Genomic DNA, 20,683 nt, shown 5'->3' with positions numbered 1-20,683 from the left:
GTGGTGGATCTTTATCTGCTCCTGCATCCAATTCCTGATCCTTCTGAAAAAAATCGAGACCAACTATGCCCGCAAATCTTACACTCGAAACCCTGAAAGTCGCCTTCGAAGCCGGTGAGATCGACACTGTTCTGGTCGTTGCTCCGGATATGCAGGGCCGGCTGATGGGAAAACGCTTCCATGCCGGTTTCTTCCTCGATAGCGGCTATAATGAGACGCATTGCTGCAATTACCTGCTGGCGCTCGACATGGAAATGAACACCGTGCCGGGTTATAAATCCGCCGGCTGGTCACAAGGCTATGGCGATTACGTCATGAAGCCCGATCTGGAGACATTGCGTCGCCTGCCCTGGCTTCCCGGCACGGCGATGGTGATGTGTGATCTGCTGGATCACCACACCCATGAAGAGATCACCATCTCTCCGCGTGCGATCCTGAAGAAACAGGTGAAACGCGCACGTGCCATGGGGTTTGAACCCATGATGGCGACCGAGCTGGAATTCTATCTTTTCGAGAACAGCTACGAAAATCTGCGCGACGATGGCTTCGGCAATCTGCGCCCGATTTCGGCCTATAATGAAGATTACCATATCTTCCAGACCTCGAAAGAAGAGCCGGTCATGCGCAAGTTGCGCAATGATCTTTATGCGGCCGGTATCCCGGTTGAAAATACCAAGGGCGAGGCCGACAGCGGTCAGGGTGAAGTGAATTACCGCTATTCCGATGCAATGGATACTGCGGATAATCACACCATCATCAAACAGGCCGTAAAAGAAATTGCCTGGACCATGGGTAAATCCGTGACCTTCATGGCGAAATATCAAACGGATAAGGCCGGCTCCGCGGCCCATGTCCACCAGTCGCTCTGGACCCTCGATGGCAAACCGGCCTTTTTCGACAAAGACGCCGATCACAGCATGTCACAGGTGATGCGCCATTTCATTGCCGGCCAGTTGGAAGCGGCCGAAGAAATGACCGTGTTTTTCGCCCCCTATGTGAACAGCTATAAGCGTTTCTGCGCCGGTCTCTTTGCCCCGACCAAAATCGTATGGTCCGGCGACAATCGCACGGCGGGTTTCCGCGTCTGCGGCGAGGGCACCAAGGCCGTCCGCGTCGAATGCCGTATCCCAGGCTCGGATGTGAACCCCTATGTCGCCTGCGCCGCGCTGCTCGCAGCGGGCCTTGACGGCATCGAGCGCAAGCTCGAGCTTGAGCCCGAAATGACCGGGGATCTCTACGCCGCCTCCGGGGTACGTGAAATCCCGAAGAGCCTCCGCGATGCGGCGGCAAAGCTGAAATCCTCGGCGATGCTGCGCAAGGCCTTTGGCGATGACGTGGTCGATCACTACCATCATGCAGCGCAATGGGAGATCTCTGAGACCGATCGCGTGGTTACAGATTTCGAACTGAAACGGCTGCTTGAACGCGCCTGAACCGCGGTAAACTTGCATATTTCCGACACAGGGGGGCGCGCGCCTCCCTGTCCTCTCACACAGGTGAAACATGAATCCGATCAAACTGATCTCGCCGGTCGACGGCTCGACTTATGTCGAGCGCCAGCCGCTTGACCTCGCCAGCGCCGAGGCTGCGGTTTCCCGCGCCCGCGCGGCACAACCGGCCTGGGCCGCGCTCCCTTTGTCTGAACGTATCGCGCTGGTGAAAGCCGGCGTCGCGAAACTGACCGGGCTGAAAGACGCAATCGTGCCGGAACTCGCCGCCCAGATGGGGCGTCCGGTCAAATTCGGCGCCGGCGAGTTTGGCGGCGTCACGGTGCGCGCCGACTATATGGCCTCTATCGCCGAAGAAACGCTGGCGCCGAAAGTCATTGAAGACAGTGATAAATTCCGCCGCTATCTCGCACGCGAGGCCCTTGGCGTCATCTTCGTCATCGCGCCCTGGAACTACCCCTTCCTGACCGCAATCAATACGATCATCCCCGGTCTGATCGCTGGCAATACCATTGTTCTGAAACATGCGAGCCAGACCCTTGTGGCAGGCGAGCGCCTTGCCGAGGCGTTCCACGCCGCCGGGATTCCGGCAGATGTGTTCCAGAATGTGGTGCTCGACCACGCCGTGACCGAAAAGCTGATCGCGGATCGCAGGTTCGATTTTGTCAATTTCACCGGTTCGGTGAATGGTGGCAAGGCGATTGAGCGCGCGGCTGCCGGCACCTTCACCCCGCTTGGGCTGGAGCTTGGCGGCAAAGACCCGGGCTATGTCCGCGCCGATGCGAATGTCGATGCGGCAGTCGATACGCTGATGGATGGCGCGATGTTCAATTCCGGACAGTGCTGCTGTGGGATCGAGCGGATCTATGTCCATGAGTCGCTCTATGACTCATTCGTTGAAAAAGCCGTTGCCTGGGTAAATGGCCTGAAACTCGGCAATCCGAACGATCAGACCACGACGCTTGGCCCGATGGCGAATGTCCGCTTTGCGAAAGTCGTGCGCGACCAGATCGCAGACGCCATTGCAAAAGGCGCAAAGCCTCTGGTCGATCCGGCGCAATTCCCTGCCGATGATGGCGGCGCATATCTCGCGCCGCAGATCCTCGTCAATGTCGATCACTCCATGTCGGTGATGACGGAAGAGAGCTTTGGCCCGGTTGTCGGAATTATGAAGGTTTCCTCGGATGAGGAGGCTTTGCGGCTGATGAATGACAGCCCCTATGGTCTCACCGCCTCGATCTGGACCGAAGATTACGACACCGCCGCCGAACTGGGTCAACAGGTCGAGACCGGTACCGTTTTCATGAACCGCGCCGACTATCTCGACCCGGCTCTGTGCTGGACCGGCACCAAGGATACCGGTCGCGGCGGCTCGCTCTCCTATCTGGGTTACCATTCGGTGACCCGTCCGAAATCCTACCATCTCAAGAAGGTGTAATATGTCCACCGTTGACAAACAGGGCGTTCCCGACCGCAACTGGTCTTACCCGACCGCGATCAAATTCGGCGTGGGCCGGATTGCCGAACTGGCCGAGCATGCCAAATCCACCGGCATGAAAAAGCCGCTGCTGGTGACCGACAAAGCGCTCGCCGCCCTGCCGATCACCGCGCAGGCGCTGGACGTGCTCGAGGCTGCCGGCCTTGGTCGCGCGGTGTTTTCCGAGGTCGACCCGAACCCGAATGACAAGAACATGGCCGAGGGCATCGCCGTCTATAAGGCCGGTGGCCATGACGGCGTGATCCTGTTCGGGGGCGGTTCGGCGCTGGATCTGGGCAAGATGATTGCGCTGATGGCGCATCAGCGCGCGGATCTTTCGGTCTGGGATCTGGAAGATATCGACGACTGGTTCACCCGCGCCGACAGCGACAAAATCGCGCCGATGGTGGCGGTTCCCACCACTGCCGGCACCGGGTCTGAGGTCGGGCGCGCCGGCGTTCTGACCAATCTCGCGACCCATAAGAAGAAGATCATCTTCCATCCGAAGCTCTTGCCGGCTGTCACCATCTGCGACCCGGCCCTGACCGTTGGCATGCCGAAATTCATCACGGCCGGCACCGGCATGGATGCGCTGGCGCATTGCCTCGAGGCCTATTCCTCGCCCTTCTACCACCCGATGAGCCAGGGCATTGCGCTGGAAGGTCTGCGGCTGGTGAAAGAGAACCTGGTCACCGTTTACAACGATCCGGGCAATCTGCTGGCGCGCGGTCATATGATGTCGGCGGCGGCGATGGGGGCGGTTGCCTTCCAGAAAGGCCTTGGCGCGATCCATTCGCTGTCGCACCCGGTTGGCGCGGTCTACGGCACCCATCACGGCACCACCAATGCCGTCGTGATGCCGATGGTGCTGGATTTCAACCGCCCGGTGATCGAGGACCGGATCAATGCCGCAAGCGCCTATCTGGGGCTGAAAGGCTTTGACGGGTTCCGCGCCTGGATCATGGAACTGCGTGAGCAGCTGGCGATCCCGGCCAATCTGACCGCAATGGGGGTCGAGGCTGCACGTCTTGACGAGCTGACCGAAATGGCTCTGGAAGATCCGTCCTGCGGCGGCAATCCGATTGCCATGTCGCGCGAGAATACCCGCGCGCTCTATCAGGCCTGCATGTAAGATAATGTGAACTGAATCCGCCGGTCCCGCCATTGTGGGGCCGGCATTTGTTCGAAAAGTGCAAGCAGCATGGGTCGTCATTCCTCCGACATCACCATTATCGGCGCCGGGGTGATCGGCCTTACCATCGCCGCGCGGCTGATCGCCGAGGGGCGCGAGGTTACCCTGATCGAGCCGGGTGAGCCGGGCATGGGCGCCTCTTATGGCAATGCCGGGACAGTGGCCGATTATGCGGTGGCGCCGGTTGGTACGCCCGATGTGCTGAAATCCCTGCCCTCCTTGCTTTTCAACCGCAATTCGCCGCTGGCGATCCGCCACTCGGCGCTGCTTTCGCTGACGCCCTGGCTGGTGAAATTCGCACGTCAGAGCCTGCCCGGCCCGGCCCGGCGCAATACGGAGGCGATTGCGGGGCTGCTTGCCGGCGCCAATCCGCTGTGGAAAGCGCTGGCTGCCGAGGCGGGCGCCACTGATCTGATCCGGCCGCGCGGCTGCCTTTACATCTTCCGCGAGGAAAGCCAGCTCGGGCCCGCCAGGATCGAGATGGAGGCGCGGCGCAGGCTGGGCGTTCAGGTCGAGATGCTGACCGGCGGGCAGCTCGCCGGGCTGGAACCGGGCCTGCCCTTCCATGCCGGTGCCGCCTATTTCCCGCAGGCGATTTTCCTTTCGGATCCCGGGCGGATGATGCAGCGCCTGGCTGCACTCGTGATGCCGCGCGCACAGCTGATCCGGGGCCGCATCGACCAGCTCCGCCGCGACATCACCGGTGTTGTGCTGAGTGGCCGCTCCGATGATGGCAGCCCTTTGCAGATCCTCTCGCGCCGGGTCGTCATCGCCGCCGGCGCGCATTCACGCGCCCTCGCAGCCCAGGCCGGCGACCGGATCCCGCTGGAAACCGAACGGGGCTACCATGTCGAATGGGATATGGCCGAGTTGCCACTCACCCGCCCCGCCTGCGTGACCGAACGCGGCTTTTACCTCTGCCCGATGCAGGGGCGGCTGCGGGTGGCGGGCACGGTCGAGCTTGGCGGCCTCAGGTTGCCGCCCTCGCCGCATCGTATCGCGAAACTGGTCGAGGGTGCGCGGAAGCTGTTCCCCGACCTGCCCGCCCCCTCGCGCAGCTGGATGGGGTTTCGCCCTTCGATCCCCGATTCAGTCCCGGTGATCGGCCCGTCGAAAGGCGGCGCCGATGTGCTCCTGGCCTTCGGGCATGGCCATATCGGCCTGACGCTGGCACCAAAGACCGCCGATCTGATCACCGATCTGATCCAGGGCCGCAGCCCGGGCGCGGAACTCACCCCCGCGCTGCCGTCGCGTTTCTAGAAGCGGCCCTGCCGCAGCCAGCGGCTTTCCCTTGCCGCAGCCAGCGGCTAGCATGGCCCCGGATCAGACAAAGCGGCCATGTATTACCTGTTCGAACATTTCCTGATCGTGTCTGGCGTCCTCGCGGTTGCGAGCGCCATGGTGCTGGCGTTGCAGCCGCGCCGCACGCCGCAAAGTTCGGCCGCCTGGATCCTGTTCATCATCATGGTGCCCTATGTCGCGGTGCCGGTCTTCCTGGTGCTGGGCTTTCGCAAATCGGGCCGCAGCTTTCCGGCGATCCGCTTTTCGCCACATCCCGCCCTGCCCGAGACCGAGCCGCCACCGCTTGCGCATGTCTTCACCAGTCTTGGCGCGCCGCCGGCGGTGGGCGGCAATCTGATCCGCCTGCACGAGACACCAGAGGCCGCGAGCGCCGCGCTGGATGAGGTGATCCTTGGTGCAAAGACGCGGCTGGATATCCTGATCTATGTTCTGGCCCGCGATGAAAGCGGCTACCGCTTTCTCGATCTTCTCAGGCGCAAGCTGCATGAAGGGGTCAGGGTGCGGCTCTCGGTCGACTGGCTTGGCAGCCATTCCCGCCCGCGCCGCGCGCTGCGCGAATTCGTCGCCGCCGGGGGCGAACTGCGCTATTTCTCGCCGCTCGACCATCTGACCGACACCGCCCATCTGAACCTGCGCAATCACCGCAAGATGGTGATCGCCGATTGTGCCCTTGTCTGGTCGGGTGGGCGCAATGTCGGCGACGAATACCTCGCCTCGCCGCCAGGCAAATGGGTGGATCTGAGTTTTACCGCCGAAGGCCCGGTGGTCGACAGTTTCAACGCGGTCTTCGCCTCGGATTGGGAAGTGGCGGGCGATCCCCTGTCTGATCCGGTGCCGCCCGCCGTCGCACCTCGCGGCGAGGCGCTGTTGCAACTGGTTCCCGCCGGGCCGGACGAGCCGCAGGATGTGCTGCATGACGGGCTGGTCGCCGCGATCTACCGGGCGCGCCGCCGGGTCTGGATCGCGACGCCCTATTTCGTGCCGACCGATGCGCTGGCCCAGGCGCTTGCGACAGCGGCGCGCAGCGGGGTCGATGTCCGGGTCTTTCTGCCGCGGAAATCAAACCAATGGACCACCGATCTGGCGCGCGGCCCCTATATCCGCGCCTTGCAACCGACCGGCGTCGGCTTTCACTTTTTCCGCCCCGGCATGATGCATGCGAAAGCCGGTCTGATCGACGATGGCTGCTGGATAGGATCGGCGAATTTCGACGTCCGCTCGATGCTGCTGAATTTCGAGCTGGCGGTGATGGCCTGGGATCCGGCCACCGTCGCGGCCATCAGCCGCTGGTTCGACCGCCTGCTGCCCGATTGCGATGACAGCCTGCCTGCCCCCGGTTTCCTCCGGCGCCTGACCGAAGGCGTCTTCCGTCTCGGAGCGCCTATATTGTGACCGACACCTCCCTGCGTATTGCCAGCTACAATATCCGCAAGGCGCTTGGCACCGACCGGCGGCGCGATCCGGCCCGGGTCCTGCGGGTGATTGCCGCGCTCGGGGCTGATGTCGTCGCGCTGCAGGAGGCCGATCTGCGCCTCGGCCAGCGCCGCCCGATCTTTGACGAGGCCGAAGTGTTTCGCCGCACCGGCCTGCTTCCGGTCCGTTTTGACCATGGCCGCGACAGCCTCGGCTGGCATGGCAATGCGCTGCTGGTCTCTCCCGGGTTCAGGGTGATCTCGCAAAGCCATCACGACCTGCCAGGGCTGGAGCCACGCGGCCTCGTCTCGGCTTTGCTCGAACGCGACGGCCGGCGCCTGCGGGTCACCGGTGTGCATCTGGGCCTCTTGCGCCATTCGCGGCGCCGGCAACTCTCGGCGCTGCTGGATATGCTGCCCGAAGAAGAAGACACCGCCATGCTGATCGCCGGCGATTTCAACGAACGCTCGCTGGAAGTGGGTCTCGGGCGGCTGTCGAAACGGTTCCGGATCCTCTCCGGTGGCCCGACCTATCATTCCCGCCACCCGGTCTTTGCGCTGGACCGTATCGCGATCTCGGAGGGGTTCACCATGGCCGAGGCCTCTGTCCATCGAAGCCCCGAGGCCAGCCGCGCGTCAGATCACTTGCCCCTGGTCGCAGATTTGCGCCTGTCGCATATGGCCAATGATGGCGCAGATACCTCTCAGCTGCTGTAACCGAAGCACTTCTGATAGGCGACACTCGCCTCTCCCGCAGCGATATCATTGATGATGTCGGCAGCATCGGGCGGCAGGACGCGGGCCTCGCCCTCAAGTCTGCGCTTGACTTCATAGCCGCGACCAAAGCTCTCGAAGCCCGCGAAAGGGTCACCGTCAAGCGGCCAGTCCAGCCAGTCACCAAGACTGCGTTGCGCGGCCGGATCCAGCATCAGCTCTTCGAACCGACACACTCTGAGCCGGTCACCATGCGTTCCGGCAAGCGATACCAGCGCGCGCGTTGCCGTCTGCAAATAGGCTTCGATCCAGGCGCGTCCATGGGTGGCTTCGGTATTCTGCCGGCTCTGTTTTTCAAGCAGGCTGCGGATGACATCTCGTATATCGCGTACGAGGACGATGATCTTCTCGGGCCGGATGGTTACGATGGTTGGCTCATGAAAATCGCCGCGCACCTCTTTCACGCCCCAGGCGTCGAGACCTGCCAGATGCGGCGCCAGAAAATCGGTATAGCGTCTCACAAACCCTTCATGGTTCCGCTGTGCGGGCGGTAAAAACCAGTCGGTGTCCCGGTCTTCCCACGCGAATTCTTTCCATCTCGCCCGGATGGTCTTCGACATTATCCCATGAATGAACCAGGGCTCACTCAGCAGCCAGCGCTTCGGTGGGGTTGTCAGCATATTGGACAGCGCTGTGCTCCCCGAGCGCCCCATCGCAGCGATATAGAGCCTTGCGCTGAAAAGCGGAGGATCTTCACCGCTCAGAAATCCGGTCTCTGCCATCGGTAACCTTGCGCCCCTCTTTCGCCCGGCTGTATCAACGATATGGCCAAGCCCGAGATCAGCCCTGAAAGCCTCTGCCTTACATCATCCCCGGGACAACCTGATCCGGCGGGCGGTGGCCATCAGCGAAGGTCTTGATATTGATCAGAACCTTCTCGCCCATCTCGATCCGCCCCTCGATGGTCGCCGATCCCATATGCGGCAACAGAACCACATTCGGCTCTTCGCGCAGGCGCGGGTTGATCTCATTCCCGCGCTCATAGACGTCAAGGCCCGCGCCCGCGATCTCGCCCGCGCGCAGCGCGCGTGTCAGCGCATTCTCGTCGATCACCTCGCCACGCGAGGCATTCACCACCACCGCTGTGGGCTTCATCAGCTTGAGCCGCCGCGCATTCAGAAGGTGAAAGGTCGAGGGCGTATGCGGGCAGTTGATCGAGACAATGTCCATCCGGGCGAGCATCTGGTCGAGGCTTTCCCACCAGGTCGCCTCCAGCTCGGCCTCGACCTCAGGGCGCACGCGGCGGCGGTTGTGGTAATGGACCTGGCAGCCAAAGGCGCGGGCACGCCGCGCCACCGCCTGGCCGATCCGCCCCATGCCCAAAATCCCCAGCCGTTTGCCCGCGAGCCGCGAGCCGAGAAAGGCCATGGGCGTCCAGCCTTCCCATTTGCCACTGGCCATCGAGGCGATGCCTTCCGGGATGCGCCGCGTCACCGCCATGATCAGCGCCATGACCATATCGGCAGTGTCCTCGGTCACCACACCGGGCGTGTTCGACACAAGGATCCCGCGCGAGCGCGCTGTGGCGACGTCAATATGGTCAACCCCTGCGCCATAATTCGCGATCAGTTTCAGCCGGTCCCCGGCCTGGCCGATCAGCCCTGCATCTATCTGGTCGGTGATCGTCGGCACCAGAACATCGCAGCTTTGCAGTGCCGCCAGCAGCTCATCGCGGGTCATTTTCACATCCGGATCACGCAGCCGGACGTCGAACAACTCCTTCATCCGGGTCTCGACCGGCTCGGGCAAGCGTCGCGTCACAACAACAGTCAGGCGTGGCGATGGCATGGCGTCTCCCTCAACTCTTCCATCAGGCGCGTCTTGGGTGCACAGTGGGGTCAAGCGGGGCGGACCACAAGCCCCCGTCTCTGAGGTCATAAAAAATGCGGGGCACAGCCCGCAAGAGCAGGCAACGGATATGAGCATCGCATCTTTCAGGAACGGCCAGAAGCCGGAGCAGATGACCCGCCAGACCAGACGCCCGACGCTGGCGGCGGCCCTGTTCTGTGCGACCCTCTTCTCTGCGACCCTCGTCCTGACCGGCGCGCCGAAAACCGCGAAGGCCGATGAAGCCACCGAAACCGCGATCGAAACCGCGGTGGCCGCCACCTCGTCCGGCGCGACCTCGGGCACCTCCGGCACTGCCCCGACCACGCGCACGGTCAAGGAATGTAAGCCCGGTATCGGCTGTGTCACCAACCTGCCTTTGCCGCGCTATGTCTCGCTCAAGGGCGATCAGGGCAATGCGCGGCGCGGCCCCGGGCTCACGCATCGCATCGACTGGGTGTTCACCCGGCCCGGAATGCCGCTGCGGGTCACCGCTGAATATGAAAACTGGCGCCGCGTTGAGGACCAGGACGGCGCCGGCGGCTGGGTGCATTATGCGCTGCTTTCGGGGGTGCGCTCGGTGCTGATCACCACCGATATGGCCGAATTCCGCGACGCGCCGCGCGCGGATGCGCGGGTCAGCGCCCAGGCCGAAATGGGTGTGGTCGCGCGTATCCTGCAATGCAATACCGACTGGTGCCGGATCTCATCTGGCGGCGAGCGCGGCTGGGTGCCGAAAACCGCGATCTGGGGCGTCGACCCGGACGAGACCGTCGAATAGTATCGCCACCAAACTGCCTCAGCCCCCTCTGGCCGGCCTGCGCCTCGGGCGTGCGTATTTTCGTCACGGGGAAATTGCAGTCCACCCGATAACATATTCCGGGCGAGGCATTCGCCAGGATGGCGGGGCAGCGCCCCCCTTTCGATGCCCGCTACAGGAGCCTGTCATGCCTGAGAAAGATCCCCGCACAAGGCTGAGCCTTTCCGCCGGCATCGCCTCGGTGATGGTCGCGTCGGTGCTGGTCGGGCTGAAGCTCTGGGCGGTGGTGGCGACTGGCGCGCTGTCGGTTGCCGCCTCGCTGGCCGACAGCGCAGTGGATCTGGTGATGTCGCTCGCGGCCGCCAGCGCGATCCTTTACGCGGCGCGTCCGGCGGATGAGGATCACGCTTTCGGGCACAGTTCAGCCGAAGATCTGACCGCGCTGGCCCAGGCGCTTCTGGTCACCGGATCGGCCGGTTACATCGCCTGGTCTGCGCTGGACCGGCTGATCAATGGCGGCGTGGCGAGTCTTGGTGCCGAGGGAACCGGCACCCTGGTGATGGTCATCTCGATCCTGCTGACACTGGCGCTGGTCTGGTGGCAGGGGCGCGTGGCGCGGCTGACCGGCAACCGCGTGGTGGCTGCTGACCGGCTGCATTACCTTGGCGATCTGATGCCCGCGGTCGGTGCGGTGATCGCCTTGCAGGCCTCGCAGCATCTGGGCATCACCGGGCTGGATTCCTGGGTCGCACTGCTGGCCGCCGGGGTTATGCTGATCGGCGGGGTGCGCATCGGCAAATCGGCCTGGGATGCGCTGATGGACCGCCGGGCCGATCCCGAGATCATCCGGGGCATCGCCGAACTTGCCGGGAGCTGGCCCGGCATACGCGGCTTTCACGACCTCAAGACCCGCACCAGCGGCAGCCGGGTCTTCGTCAACCTTCATATCGAGCTCGACGGCGATCAGAGCCTGCGCGAGGCCCATGACATCGGCGCCGCACTGCGCCGCGAGATCCTGCGGCGCTGGCCCGGTTCAGATGTGATCATCCACAAGGATGTTGCAGCGACGGATGGGCAGCCCGGCACCTGAGCCCTTCGCGCTGTACCTTCTCGGCCAGCGGAGGGCCGGGTTGCGATCACGGCAATCCCGAAGCCGGGCAAGCAACGATCTTGCCGCGCCCCGCTGGCTGTGTAGAATAGGCAATTATTCGTTCGTACAATTCCCGACGAATCCCGTTCCCCGCTGCCGTCACAGAAAGGCGCCGATGACCAGTTCCGACAGTTCGGAAAAAAGAGCTGCCCCGCCTGGTGACATGCGCCAGTCCGGCTCCGAACGCCGCCCCTATATTCGTGACACTGAAGAGAACCGCCGCGAAGCGCTTGTGGCAGCGACGCAGTCACTGGTGGCCGAGGGCGGGCGCCCGGCGGCAACGGTCAGGGCGATTGCGGCGCGGGCGGGGGTCACTCCGGGGTTGATCCGTCATTACTTCGGATCGAAAGAAGATCTGCTGCGCGCAGCCTATGTCGCGCTGATGGATGGCATGACCAACAAAGGCGAAGAGGCACTTGCCGCCGCGGGTGCAGTGCCGGCCGAACGGCTGGCAGCCTTTATTGCTGCCACCTTACGCCCGCCGGTGCTCGATCCGAAGGCGGTCGGGCTCTGGGCGGGCTATCTGCATCAGGTTCAGTCCGATCCGGGGCTTCTGGCGCAGCACGAAAGTTCATATCTGCAATTCCGGAACCGCCTCCAACAGCTGATTGCCGATCTTGGCCGCCCGGTCGCGGATGGCCAGCTCCGCCAGGAGGCCATCGCCTGCAATGCGGTGCTTGACGGGCTCTGGCTCGAAGGTTCGGTTTTGCCTGGTCACTTCGCTGAAAACGAGGTGATCCGGATCGGTTTGCGCTCGGTCGGCGCAATTCTGGGCGTCACGCTCACAGACTTTACCCCCCCGCCGGCAGGCAGCTCAGACCAGGAGAGAAATGATGCGTTATTCCGCGGTGTATGAACGGCTGTCCGGCCTGGGTTCGGCGAAATGGGCGGTGCATCGCCTCGCGCGCGAGATGGCGGAGGAAGGGATCCCGGTCATCGAGCTTACCATTGGCGAGCCGGATTCCCCCACGCCCCCCGAACTGATCGAGGCCGCGAAATCCGCGATGCGCCCCGGGCGCCTGGGCTATTCCGATGGCAGGGGCGAGCCCGGCCTGCGCGCGGCACTGGCGAAACGTTACTCGGAACGGCGCGGCCGCGCGATCGATCCCGATCAGGTGATCTGCCTGCCAGGAACTCAGACCTGTCTCTATGGCATCCTTCGTACCCTTGTCGAAAGCGGCGATGAGGTGCTGATCGGCGATCCGATGTATGCGACCTATGAGGGGCTGATCCGCCAGACCGGCGCCAGCCCGGTGCCGGTGGCGCTGCGCCCCGAACATGGCTTCCGGATGCGGGCGGCGGATCTGGCGGCAAAGATCACGCCTGCGACACGGGTGATCTTCCTCAACACGCCCCATAATCCGACCGGTGCCGTGCTGACCCGCGAGGATATCGCGGAAATCGGTGCGCTTGCGGTGAAACATGATCTCTGGATCGTCTCGGATGAGGTCTATGAGGATCTGATTTTCCCGGGCGTCACCTTCACCTCGCCGCTTGACCTGCCCGAACTGGCAGAGCGTACCATCTGTGCCGCATCGATCTCGAAATCGCATGCTGCCCCCGGCTTCCGGTCGGGCTGGGTGATCGGGCCGCAGGAATTCGCCGCCAAACTGCTGCCGCTTTCCGAAATCATGCTTTTCGGCAACCAGCCCTTCCTGGCTGACATGACCGAACTTGCGGTTTCGCATCCGTCGCCGATTGCGGCCGGTATGGTCGAACGCTTCTCGCGCCGGGCGGATCTGGTGGCGACGGCACTGGATGGCAAGGCCGGGCTGAAGGTTCACCGCCCCGAAGCCGGCATGTTCGCCCTTGTGGATATTCGCGCCACGCGCCTTTCGGGCCAGGAATTCGCGCTCGGGCTCCTGCGCGAGCGCCATGTCGCGGTCATGCCCGGCGAGAGCTTTGGCGAAGGGCTGGCGGGCTGGCTGCGACTTTCGCTCACCCAGCCCGATGAGGCCATCGCCGAGGCCTGCACGCAGATCCTCGCCCATGCTCAGGCGCAGATGGCCGCAGCCTGAAGCAGCTGCCCGAAGCAGCCATCTGAAGATCCTCAGCTGCGCGCCGCCCTTCGCATCAGCGGCGCCAGCACCAGGATGAACATCAGCATCACGGCGGCAAAGATAAAGGCCGCGCGCAGGCTGAACGTGCCCGCGATGATGCCAAGCGTCGGCGGCCCGACGAAATAGCCGAAATAGCCGTAAAGCGTGGCCCGCGCCACGGCCCGCGCCCGGGTGCCTTCCGCCGAATGCCGCCCGACCAGCGAAAAGGCGGTCGGCGCGATCACCGAAGACCCTACCCCCATGATGATAAACCCGGCATAGGCTGCATTGGGCGTCCCTGCCTGCGACGCGATCAATGCGCCGCAGGCGGCAATCAGCGCGCCGCCCATCAACAGGCGGAACGGGTCCAGCCGCGCGACGAGCCCCTGCCCCATCAGCCGCGCGACCCCCATAGTCAGCGCCAGCACCGCCGGGCCAAGCGCGCCCTCCTCCGGGCTGCCGCCGAGCGTCTTTTCGATATACAAAGCCGACCAGCCTTCGGCGGCGTTCTCGGTGAGAAACGCGATCAGCACCATGCCGCCGCCAATCAGCGGCACAAGGCCCAGACCCGGCCCGCCGGCCTCGGGCCGCTTCAGCCCGTGAATGGCGCCATCGCGCTCAAAGGTCAGAACCGCAAAGACCAGCGCCAGCAAGGCCATGGTCCCCAGAACCAGATCCGGCGTCCACCCAAGCCCGCGCAATTGCCCGGTGCAGATCGCCCCGCCGCCATAGCCAAAGGAATAGGCGGCATGGGCAAGGTTCATCAGGTGAACCTTGCGCGTGGTCTCAAGCTCCGCCGTGCGGGCATTCATCAGAACATCGGTCAGCCCGGTGCCAAAGCCACAAACCATCATCGCAAGCGGGAACATCCAGGGCACAACCACCGTCCCCGGCAATGTGAAAGCCAGTGCCATCGCCCCCGCTGACAGCGGCAGCGCCACTTTGCCAAGACGGTGGCCGATCAGCGGCGCGAGCAGCATCGCCGTCACCGCCGCCAGCGGCGTGAACAGCAAAAGCCCGCCCAGCCGTGCCTCATCGACGCCAAGCTGCGCCTTGAGATCCGGCATCACCGCCGCAAACGACCCCCAAAGGATCCCCATCGCCGCAAAAGCAAAAACCACTGCCCGCGCGGTGATTACGGTTTTCAGAAAAGACATAGGGGGCCTCCGATCCCAGCCCTTCTGCCAGGTGCTGTCGCCCCCGTCCATCCTGTAAGCGACACGACCGCCGCAGGATTTCCCCATCCTTTCCCCTTGACTGAAATACTCCCGCCGGAGGCAATCAGCCCCCGTCCCCGCGCCGGTTTTCCCTTTTCTTCCCTGCGATTCCCCGCTATAGGCCCCCATCCGCCACGCACCCTTGGAGGGTGGCGGTTTTATCAAATGGAGAATACCAATGGCACGCGAGATCCCTGATCTTCTGGCCGTGGTGCGGACGGGGACAGGCAAGGGGGCCGCCCGTCAAGCCCGTCGTGAGGGCAACGTACCCGGCATCATCTACGGCGACAGCAAAGAGCCGACGCCGATTTCGGTCAAGTACAACTACCTGCTGAAGAACCTGAAAAAAGGTCGCTTCCTGCAGACGCTGTTCAACCTCAAAGTTGAAGGCCAGGCTGATCAGCACGTGATCTGCCGCGGCGTGCAGCGTGATGTGGTCAAAGACCTGCCGACCCATGTCGACTTCATGCGCATCCACGACAATTCGCGCATCAACCTCTTCATCCATGTTGATTTCATCAATGCGGATAAAGCACCTGGCATCAAGCGTGGCGGCACCCTGACCGTCGTGCGCGCCGAGGTTGAGCTGGAAGTTGTTGCATCCGACATCCCCGCCCAGATCACCGTGGATCTGGAAGGCAAGCAAATCGGCGATGTGATCCATATCGAAGATGTCGCGCTGCCCAAAGGCGTAAAGCCGACCATCGGCCGCAACTTCGTGATCGCGAATATCGCGGCCCCGTCCGGCCTCGCAGCTTCCGCTGACGAAGAAGAGTGATCCTTTCGGATCGCAGAATGTGAAACGGGGGGCTTTTGCCCCCCGTTTTCATTTCACGCCATCGGCGGCGCGGCTAAGCGGCTCACGCGCCGATGAATTGAACGGATTCGAACACTTCCAGTTTCGGGTGCTCCAGGATCACCCCCTTATGCCCGCCGGCCCCGCCATGGGCGGCCCGAAACGCCTCTGATTTCGTCCAGTCGCGAAACGCCGCCTCGCTCTCCCACATCGTATGCGAGGCATAGAGGCGGACACCGTCGGCCTCGGACCCTTTCATCAGGTGAAAACTGACAAAGCCCGGCACCTGTGGCAGTTGGCTTTCGCGATTTTTCCAGATCGCCTCGAATGTGGCCTCCTCGCCGGCCTTCACTTTGAAACGGTTCATGGTGAGATACATTCAGTGCTCCCTCTGTGCTCTGTTTTTGCGCCCGGTTCAGGGGCTGCCAATTCGGCGAAACACCACCGTCGCGCCCCGCGAGCCTTCCGGCTCATAAGCGAAACCCTGACGCGCCAGCGCATCGAAGATCTGCCTTGTGCCCTCTGGCCCGTAAAGCGCCGGATGGATCTCGCAGATGATAAGCCGCAGCGCGGCAGGCATGTCAGCGCGCAGGACCTCAAGCTCTGCCCCTTCAATATCGCAGCTGAGGACAGTGGGCTGCAATTCATCAAGCAGGCGTGCCGCAGGCAGCGCGGGAACCTGCGTGACCGGCACCAATTGCGGCAGGTCACGCCCTGCCCTCTGCGCCAGATTTCTGAGAGACGAGGCCCAGAACGCCTGTCGCTGGCAGAATTCGACCTCTGCCGCAGTTTCCCCCTCGCCGGTCACCGCACCATGGATAAGCCGCACCTTGCCAAAGCCATTCTCCTGCAGGTTTTTGCGGGCAAGCCGGATCGTCTTCGGCCCGGCCTCGACCCCTGTTACCGCAACCGCGCCGATCCGACGTGCCGCCAATGCGCAGAGATACCCCATCCCTGCCCCGAAATCGGCGAAACGATCACCTTCGACAAGGTGGCGCTCTACCGCATCCGCTTCGGTATGTTCATAACGCCCGCTTTCAAGCGCCTTGCCCAGCCCGCCTCTGACCGCCGTCTCGGGCAGCGAAAATTCCATGCCCCGCAGGGTGAAGGTCCGCATCTGGTCCATGACTCCAGCCCTTGGTTGAGGGGAAAGGGCCGTTCGGCTATAGGTCGACCAGTGGCGTGGCCCTGCCCGACATGCCCAGCAGCGCGGTCGCACCCGGAATGATCGGAAACACTATGAAACTCTTTGCAGGCCTTGGCAATCCGGGCGCGAAATACTCGGGAAACCGCCATAATATCGGCTTCATGGCGCTGGAACGGATCGCTGCGGATCACGGCTTTACCCCCTGGCGCAAGGCGTTTCAGGGCGAGGTGTCAGAGGGCCGGCTGGGGCGCGAGAAGGTCATCTTGCTGAAACCCGCGACCTTTATGAACCTCTCGGGTCAGTCGGTGCGGGCGGCGGTGGATTTCTACAGGATCGACCTCGCCGATATCACGGTTTTCCATGACGAGCTGGATCTGGCGCCGGGCAAGCTGAGAGTGAAACAGGGCGGCGGCCATGCGGGGCATAACGGGCTCAGGTCGATCCATGCGCATCTGGGCGAGGCCTATGGCCGGGTCCGGCTCGGGATCGGGCATCCCGGCCATAAGGATGCGGTCGCGCATTATGTGCTGAGTGATTTCAGCAAGGCCGACCAGGCCTGGCTTGATGATCTTCTGCGCGGGATCTCGGACGGTGCGTCCGCCCTGGCCGAGGGCGACAGCACCCGGTTCATGAATGCGGTCAGCCTGCGTACCGCGCCGCCGCGCTCATCTGGCGGGGCGTCTTTCGGCGGCCCGGTGGCAGGCCCCCCGGGCCGCAAGCTGCCGCCCGAGCCAAAACCTGCGCCAAATCCCGAAGTGGAACCAGATACGCGCAGCGCCATGCAAAAGCTGATGGATCGCTTTCGCTGAACCCTATGAAATCATAGACCAACGGCCTGCTTTGCCTTATCCCGGAACAAGGGAAAAGGGAAAGATATCATGACATTCAGCCAGATCATCGTCTCGCAATTCGCGGATCCGTTCCGCATCATTCTGCTGATCGGCCTCGTCTGGACCATGATGCGCACCCGCGCGGCCAGTGGCACGCTGATCCCGCTTGCCGCCGGGATCGTCTTTGTCGCGGTGCTGATCCCGATGACCCTGACCGCTGCCAGCGAGATCCCGGTGAAAGACCAGATCCTTGCGGGCCTTGTGACGAATACGGTGATCACCGGCATCGTCCTCGGGATCTGGGAAGCGGTGAACCGGGCGCGAAAAGGCTGAACGAAACGGCGGATAAACGAAAACGGGCCGGGGAAATCCCCGGCCCGTTTCTTTTGTCGCCTGCGTCAGATTACTGGTTCTGATCCGCGAAGATGTCTTTCTTATGCGTGCCGCCCGGGACAAACAGCGCCCCGATCACCACCGTCATCAGTGCGACGACGATTGCATACCACAGACCCGCATAGATGTTGCCGGACTGCGCCGAGATCGCGAAAGCGGTCGCCGGCAGCAGGCCCCCGAACCAGCCATTGCCGATATGATAGGGCAGCGACAGACCGGAATAGCGGATCCGCGTCGGGTAAAGCTCGACCAGCATCGCAGCAATCGGGCCGTAAACCATCGTCACAAGAATGATCAGATAGGTCAGGGTCAGAACGATGGTCAGCTTCTGGGCCGAGAAGATGTCGAAGAAGTTCTTCGCCACAGCGACGCTCTCATTGACCTGGCCCGCGACCGGATAGCCGGCGGCGCTCATCGCGTCGTTCAGCTCTTTGTCGAAACGTGCCTTCTGCTCGGCCGCGTCAGCCGCAGAACCGGAATAGCCCTGAATCTCGGTCTCGCCGATTTTCACCGACGCGATGGTGCCAGCGGGGGCATCAACAGTCTCCGAATTCGCCGAACGCGCGGTCAGACCGGCTTTCAGGATGTCACAGCTGTTGGTGAACTTCGCGGTACCGACCGGGTTGAACTGGAACGAGCAGTCAGCCGGATCTGCGGTCACGGTGATCTGGGTCAGATGCGCATTGTAGAGCATCGGGTTGGCGGTCTTGGTCAGGAAGCCGAAGACCGGGAAGTAGGTGAGCGCCGCGATCAGGCAGCCGCCGAGGATGATCGGTTTACGCCCGATACGGTCCGAGAGACGCCCGAAGAAGATGAAGCCATAGGTGCCGAGGATCAGCGACCAGGCCACAAAGACGTTGGCCGAGAAGCTGTCGACCTTGATGACGTTCTGCACATAGAACAGCGCGTAGAACTGGCCCGAATACCAGACCACAGCCTGGCCAGCGGTCAGACCGAACAGCGCGATCAGAGCGATCTTGCCGTTTTTCCAATTGCCGAAGGCTTCGCGCAGCGGCGCTTTCGAGGCCGAACCCTCTTCCTTCATCTTCTTGAAGGCAGGCGATTCATTCATCGTCACGCGGATATAGAGCGACACGAGCAGAAGGCCGAGCGAGCCGATGAACGGGATCCGCCAGCCCCAATGCTGGAAGGCTGTCCACATTTCCGGTGTCCCGTCTGCAAGGAGGCGCGGAACGCCATCAAGGCTCGGGGCCGGCGACGGAGCCCAGTTGCCATTCACATAGCCCTGCACCATCAAAATGACGATCAGCGAAAGCAATAGGCCCAGCGTCGCCGTGGTCTGGATGAAAGCAGTGAAATAACCACGCTGGTTTTGTGGAGCATGTTCCGCCACATAGACTGCAGCACCGCCATACTCCCCGCCAAGCGCCAGGCCCTGCAACATGCGCAACAGAACGAGGATAATCGGTGCCGCCATACCCCAGGCATAATAGTTGGGCAGGATGCCGACGATAAAGGTCGAGACGCCCATGATCAGAATGGTCATCAGGAAGGTGTATTTACGACCAACAAGGTCGCCCAGCATCCCGAACACCAGCGCGCCGAACGGGCGCACGATAAAGCCCGCCGCAAAAGCCAGCAGCGCAAATACGTTGCGCGTCGCTTCCGGGAATGGGGCGAAGAACTGTGCTCCAATTGTCGCGGCCAGCGAGCCGTAAAGGTAGAAGTCATACCATTCAAAGATCGTACCCGCAGAAGAGGCGAGAATGACCTTCTTCTCTTCCCGGGTCATGGGGCGTGAGCGGTCGCGCACGTCCGGTGTTGATGCTGCCATCTGGCTTCCTCCATGTCTGCCGCCCGTTCGGGTCGGCCTCTCCCTGTTTCCCCCGCCCCCGCACCAGAAAAGGCGCAAAGACAGACCGGCGCCCGAAAGCGTCATGCGCCCGGGCGGTCACCGGCAGATCACCCCCTTACCCGGGGCCCCTGCCAGCCGGCCCCTGGCGGGTCCGGCGGTTTTTGCTGGTGAGCGGCAGCCGGGCTTGCGTGCCCTGATCCTCTGCCGGCCACTCCCTTATCCGATCACCGGGGGCCCTCCTCCGCCCGGAAACCGGTAGTTCAGACCGCAACCTGGCCGGTGATCCGGCCCAGAGAAGCGGTCACCTCGGCGATGGGTTGCATCGCGTCGATCTTTTCCAGCACGCCCTTCGCCCCGTAAAAGGCGATCAGCGGGGCGGTCTGGGCGTGATAGGCCTTCAGCCTTTCGCGCACGGTGATGTCATTGTCATCGGTGCGGCGTTTCATCTCTGTGCCGCCGCATTTGTCGCAGCTCCCGGCATGAGCGGGCTTGCGAAACCTGTCATGATATCCCTCGCCGCAGGATCCGCAGGTGTAGCGGCCCGAGACCCTCTCCACCATCGCCTCGTCATCGACCTCAAGGCTCACCGCCGCCGTGATCCGCCGCCCCTGCGCCGCGAGCAGCTGATCCAGCGCCGCCGCCTGGGCCTGGGTCCGCGGAAAGCCGTCCAGGATGATCCCCTTGCCGCAATCGGGCTGCGCCATACGATCCTGCAGGATCGCCAGCACGATCTCATCCGAGACCAGCGCGCCGGCCTCCATCACAGCTTTCGCGGCAAGGCCCGCGGGCGTGCCGGCGCTCACCGCGGCGCGCAGCATATCGCCGGTCGAGAGCTGGACGAGGCCATGCTCCTCTTCCAGCATCCTGGCCTGGGTGCCTTTGCCTGCACCGGGGGGGCCGAGAAGGATCAGAACCGGGATCTCGCGGGTCATCCCTTGTTCATCCTGTTCTCGATGAGGTCCTCGACGACGGTCGGGTCTGCGAGGGTTGAGGTATCCCCGAGGGCGGCAAAGTCGTTTTCTGCGATTTTGCGCAGGATGCGGCGCATGATCTTGCCGGAACGGGTCTTCGGCAGGCCCGGGGCGAACTGGATCAGGTCGGGC

21 protein-coding genes are annotated in these 20,683 nt (G+C 63.1%); 13 read left to right on the top strand and 8 right to left on the bottom strand.

Annotation, left to right across the window (positions count from 1 at the left end; all coding sequences use genetic code 11):
* Positions 1 to 65: 65 nt before the first annotated feature.
* The 6 genes from M3484_RS18725 to M3484_RS18700 all read left to right on the top strand — a co-directional run bounded on the left by M3484_RS18725 (position 66) and on the right by M3484_RS18700 (position 7,548).
* Positions 66 to 1,433, top strand: coding sequence for a glutamine synthetase family protein (locus tag M3484_RS18725; protein ID WP_092901845.1), 1,368 nt, complete (start codon positions 66 to 68; stop codon positions 1,431 to 1,433).
* Between the two features lie 70 nt (positions 1,434 to 1,503).
* Entirely contained in the window at positions 1,504 to 2,886 is a 1,383-nt protein-coding gene (locus tag M3484_RS18720; protein ID WP_249498723.1) for an aldehyde dehydrogenase family protein, read from the top strand.
* Between the two features lies 1 nt (position 2,887).
* Positions 2,888 to 4,057, top strand: coding sequence for an iron-containing alcohol dehydrogenase (locus M3484_RS18715; protein ID WP_249498722.1), 1,170 nt, complete (start codon positions 2,888 to 2,890; stop codon positions 4,055 to 4,057).
* 69 nt (positions 4,058 to 4,126) lie between these two features.
* Positions 4,127 to 5,377 (top strand): NAD(P)/FAD-dependent oxidoreductase, encoded by a 1,251-nt coding sequence (locus M3484_RS18710; protein ID WP_249498721.1) that lies wholly within the window; start codon positions 4,127 to 4,129, stop codon positions 5,375 to 5,377.
* A 78-nt stretch (positions 5,378 to 5,455) separates the two neighbouring features.
* Positions 5,456 to 6,811: a phospholipase D-like domain-containing protein gene (locus tag M3484_RS18705; RefSeq protein WP_249498720.1), complete on the top strand. Its 1,356-nt coding sequence runs from the start codon at positions 5,456 to 5,458 to the stop codon at positions 6,809 to 6,811.
* Positions 6,808 to 7,548 carry an endonuclease/exonuclease/phosphatase family protein gene (locus tag M3484_RS18700; protein WP_249498719.1) on the top strand — a complete coding sequence of 247 codons (741 nt, stop codon included), beginning with the start codon at positions 6,808 to 6,810 and terminating at the stop codon, positions 7,546 to 7,548. Before M3484_RS18705 ends, M3484_RS18700 begins: the two co-directional genes overlap by 4 nt.
* On the opposite strand, the gene M3484_RS18695 is transcribed toward M3484_RS18700, so the two are convergent.
* Both M3484_RS18695 and M3484_RS18690 read right to left on the bottom strand, forming a co-directional pair.
* Entirely contained in the window at positions 7,536 to 8,258 is a 723-nt protein-coding gene (locus tag M3484_RS18695; RefSeq protein ID WP_283258508.1) for a sulfotransferase, read from the bottom strand. The two genes, M3484_RS18700 and M3484_RS18695, sit on opposite strands and share 13 nt — an antisense overlap.
* A gap of 148 nt (positions 8,259 to 8,406) precedes the next feature.
* Positions 8,407 to 9,393, bottom strand: a complete 987-nt coding sequence (locus M3484_RS18690) for a 2-hydroxyacid dehydrogenase (protein WP_092898695.1) — start codon at positions 9,391 to 9,393, stop codon at positions 8,407 to 8,409.
* Between the two features lie 130 nt (positions 9,394 to 9,523).
* Here M3484_RS18690 and M3484_RS18685 point away from each other — a divergent pair, with 130 nt between their 5' ends.
* The 4 genes from M3484_RS18685 to M3484_RS18670 all read left to right on the top strand — a co-directional run bounded on the left by M3484_RS18685 (position 9,524) and on the right by M3484_RS18670 (position 13,360).
* Positions 9,524 to 10,213, top strand: coding sequence for an SH3 domain-containing protein (locus tag M3484_RS18685; RefSeq protein ID WP_249498718.1), 690 nt, complete (start codon positions 9,524 to 9,526; stop codon positions 10,211 to 10,213).
* A gap of 166 nt (positions 10,214 to 10,379) precedes the next feature.
* The gene (locus tag M3484_RS18680) at positions 10,380 to 11,282 is read left to right on the top strand and encodes a cation diffusion facilitator family transporter (RefSeq protein ID WP_092898697.1); all 903 of its coding nucleotides are present in this window, start codon (positions 10,380 to 10,382) and stop codon (positions 11,280 to 11,282) included.
* Between the two features lie 175 nt (positions 11,283 to 11,457).
* A complete protein-coding gene (locus tag M3484_RS18675; RefSeq protein ID WP_249498717.1) occupies positions 11,458 to 12,198 on the top strand; it encodes a TetR family transcriptional regulator C-terminal domain-containing protein in 741 nt (246 codons plus the stop codon).
* Positions 12,176 to 13,360 (top strand): pyridoxal phosphate-dependent aminotransferase, encoded by a 1,185-nt coding sequence (locus M3484_RS18670; RefSeq protein ID WP_249498716.1) that lies wholly within the window; start codon positions 12,176 to 12,178, stop codon positions 13,358 to 13,360. Before M3484_RS18675 ends, M3484_RS18670 begins: the two co-directional genes overlap by 23 nt.
* Positions 13,361 to 13,392: 32 nt before the next feature.
* On the opposite strand, the gene M3484_RS18665 is transcribed toward M3484_RS18670, so the two are convergent.
* The gene (locus tag M3484_RS18665; protein ID WP_249498715.1) at positions 13,393 to 14,538 is read right to left on the bottom strand and encodes an MFS transporter; all 1,146 of its coding nucleotides are present in this window, start codon (positions 14,536 to 14,538) and stop codon (positions 13,393 to 13,395) included.
* Between the two features lie 238 nt (positions 14,539 to 14,776).
* Between M3484_RS18665 and M3484_RS18660 the strand changes: the two genes are divergently transcribed.
* Positions 14,777 to 15,376, top strand: a complete 600-nt coding sequence (locus tag M3484_RS18660; RefSeq protein ID WP_092898703.1) for a 50S ribosomal protein L25/general stress protein Ctc — start codon at positions 14,777 to 14,779, stop codon at positions 15,374 to 15,376.
* An 82-nt stretch (positions 15,377 to 15,458) separates the two neighbouring features.
* Here M3484_RS18660 and hmuQ read toward each other — a convergent pair whose 3' ends face one another.
* Together hmuQ and M3484_RS18650 are read right to left on the bottom strand one after the other, a co-directional pair.
* Positions 15,459 to 15,773, bottom strand: a complete 315-nt coding sequence (gene hmuQ / locus M3484_RS18655; RefSeq protein WP_249498714.1) for a heme-degrading protein HmuQ — start codon at positions 15,771 to 15,773, stop codon at positions 15,459 to 15,461.
* A 36-nt stretch (positions 15,774 to 15,809) separates the two neighbouring features.
* The gene (locus tag M3484_RS18650; RefSeq protein WP_249498713.1) at positions 15,810 to 16,520 is read right to left on the bottom strand and encodes an FkbM family methyltransferase; all 711 of its coding nucleotides are present in this window, start codon (positions 16,518 to 16,520) and stop codon (positions 15,810 to 15,812) included.
* Between the two features lie 113 nt (positions 16,521 to 16,633).
* Between M3484_RS18650 and pth the strand changes: the two genes are divergently transcribed.
* Positions 16,634 to 17,350 (top strand): aminoacyl-tRNA hydrolase, encoded by a 717-nt coding sequence (pth, locus tag M3484_RS18645; RefSeq protein WP_249498712.1) that lies wholly within the window; start codon positions 16,634 to 16,636, stop codon positions 17,348 to 17,350.
* Between the two features lie 69 nt (positions 17,351 to 17,419).
* Positions 17,420 to 17,704 carry a hypothetical protein gene (locus M3484_RS18640; RefSeq protein WP_092898711.1) on the top strand — a complete coding sequence of 95 codons (285 nt, stop codon included), beginning with the start codon at positions 17,420 to 17,422 and terminating at the stop codon, positions 17,702 to 17,704.
* A 70-nt stretch (positions 17,705 to 17,774) separates the two neighbouring features.
* Here M3484_RS18640 and M3484_RS18635 read toward each other — a convergent pair whose 3' ends face one another.
* From M3484_RS18635 to M3484_RS18625, 3 genes are all read right to left on the bottom strand, one after another.
* Positions 17,775 to 19,559 (bottom strand): MFS transporter, encoded by a 1,785-nt coding sequence (locus M3484_RS18635; RefSeq protein ID WP_249498711.1) that lies wholly within the window; start codon positions 19,557 to 19,559, stop codon positions 17,775 to 17,777.
* Positions 19,560 to 19,840: 281 nt separating this feature from the next.
* Positions 19,841 to 20,512 (bottom strand): adenylate kinase, encoded by a 672-nt coding sequence (locus M3484_RS18630; RefSeq protein ID WP_249498710.1) that lies wholly within the window; start codon positions 20,510 to 20,512, stop codon positions 19,841 to 19,843.
* Positions 20,509 to 20,683, bottom strand: a 175-nt coding sequence (locus M3484_RS18625; RefSeq protein ID WP_249498708.1) for a hypothetical protein, incomplete at its 5' end; no start/stop codon positions are given. The genes M3484_RS18625 and M3484_RS18630, both read right to left, overlap by 4 nt.

It is taken from the genome of Pseudomonas sp. GX19020 (assembly GCF_023371075.1).
In the GTDB taxonomy this organism is placed as follows: Bacteria; Pseudomonadota; Alphaproteobacteria; order Rhodobacterales; family Rhodobacteraceae; genus Pseudogemmobacter.
Note: the sequence above shows the minus strand (reverse complement) of the source record. Positions and strands in the feature narration are given on the sequence as shown.

What these genes read in the sequence shown, in the direction of transcription:
- M3484_RS18670 (WP_249498716.1), top strand. Translation starts at nt 12,176, where the DNA reads ATGCGTTATTCCGCGGTGTATGAACGGCTGTCCGGCCTGGGTTCGGCG.
- M3484_RS18720 (WP_249498723.1), top strand. Translation starts at nt 1,504, where the DNA reads ATGAATCCGATCAAACTGATCTCGCCGGTCGACGGCTCGACTTATGTC.
- pth (WP_249498712.1), top strand. Translation starts at nt 16,634, where the DNA reads ATGAAACTCTTTGCAGGCCTTGGCAATCCGGGCGCGAAATACTCGGGA.
- hmuQ (WP_249498714.1), bottom strand. Translation starts at nt 15,773, where the DNA reads ATGTATCTCACCATGAACCGTTTCAAAGTGAAGGCCGGCGAGGAGGCC.
- M3484_RS18650 (WP_249498713.1), bottom strand. Translation starts at nt 16,520, where the DNA reads ATGGACCAGATGCGGACCTTCACCCTGCGGGGCATGGAATTTTCGCTG.
- M3484_RS18710 (WP_249498721.1), top strand. Translation starts at nt 4,127, where the DNA reads ATGGGTCGTCATTCCTCCGACATCACCATTATCGGCGCCGGGGTGATC.
- M3484_RS18715 (WP_249498722.1), top strand. Translation starts at nt 2,888, where the DNA reads ATGTCCACCGTTGACAAACAGGGCGTTCCCGACCGCAACTGGTCTTAC.
- M3484_RS18705 (WP_249498720.1), top strand. Translation starts at nt 5,456, where the DNA reads ATGTATTACCTGTTCGAACATTTCCTGATCGTGTCTGGCGTCCTCGCG.
- M3484_RS18665 (WP_249498715.1), bottom strand. Translation starts at nt 14,538, where the DNA reads ATGTCTTTTCTGAAAACCGTAATCACCGCGCGGGCAGTGGTTTTTGCT.
- M3484_RS18640 (WP_092898711.1), top strand. Translation starts at nt 17,420, where the DNA reads ATGACATTCAGCCAGATCATCGTCTCGCAATTCGCGGATCCGTTCCGC.
- M3484_RS18635 (WP_249498711.1), bottom strand. Translation starts at nt 19,559, where the DNA reads ATGGCAGCATCAACACCGGACGTGCGCGACCGCTCACGCCCCATGACC.
- M3484_RS18660 (WP_092898703.1), top strand. Translation starts at nt 14,777, where the DNA reads ATGGCACGCGAGATCCCTGATCTTCTGGCCGTGGTGCGGACGGGGACA.
- M3484_RS18685 (WP_249498718.1), top strand. Translation starts at nt 9,524, where the DNA reads ATGAGCATCGCATCTTTCAGGAACGGCCAGAAGCCGGAGCAGATGACC.
- M3484_RS18725 (WP_092901845.1), top strand. Translation starts at nt 66, where the DNA reads ATGCCCGCAAATCTTACACTCGAAACCCTGAAAGTCGCCTTCGAAGCC.
- M3484_RS18675 (WP_249498717.1), top strand. Translation starts at nt 11,458, where the DNA reads ATGACCAGTTCCGACAGTTCGGAAAAAAGAGCTGCCCCGCCTGGTGAC.
- M3484_RS18630 (WP_249498710.1), bottom strand. Translation starts at nt 20,512, where the DNA reads ATGACCCGCGAGATCCCGGTTCTGATCCTTCTCGGCCCCCCCGGTGCA.
- M3484_RS18680 (WP_092898697.1), top strand. Translation starts at nt 10,380, where the DNA reads ATGCCTGAGAAAGATCCCCGCACAAGGCTGAGCCTTTCCGCCGGCATC.
- M3484_RS18690 (WP_092898695.1), bottom strand. Translation starts at nt 9,393, where the DNA reads ATGCCATCGCCACGCCTGACTGTTGTTGTGACGCGACGCTTGCCCGAG.
- M3484_RS18695 (WP_283258508.1), bottom strand. Translation starts at nt 8,258, where the DNA reads ATGGGGCGCTCGGGGAGCACAGCGCTGTCCAATATGCTGACAACCCCA.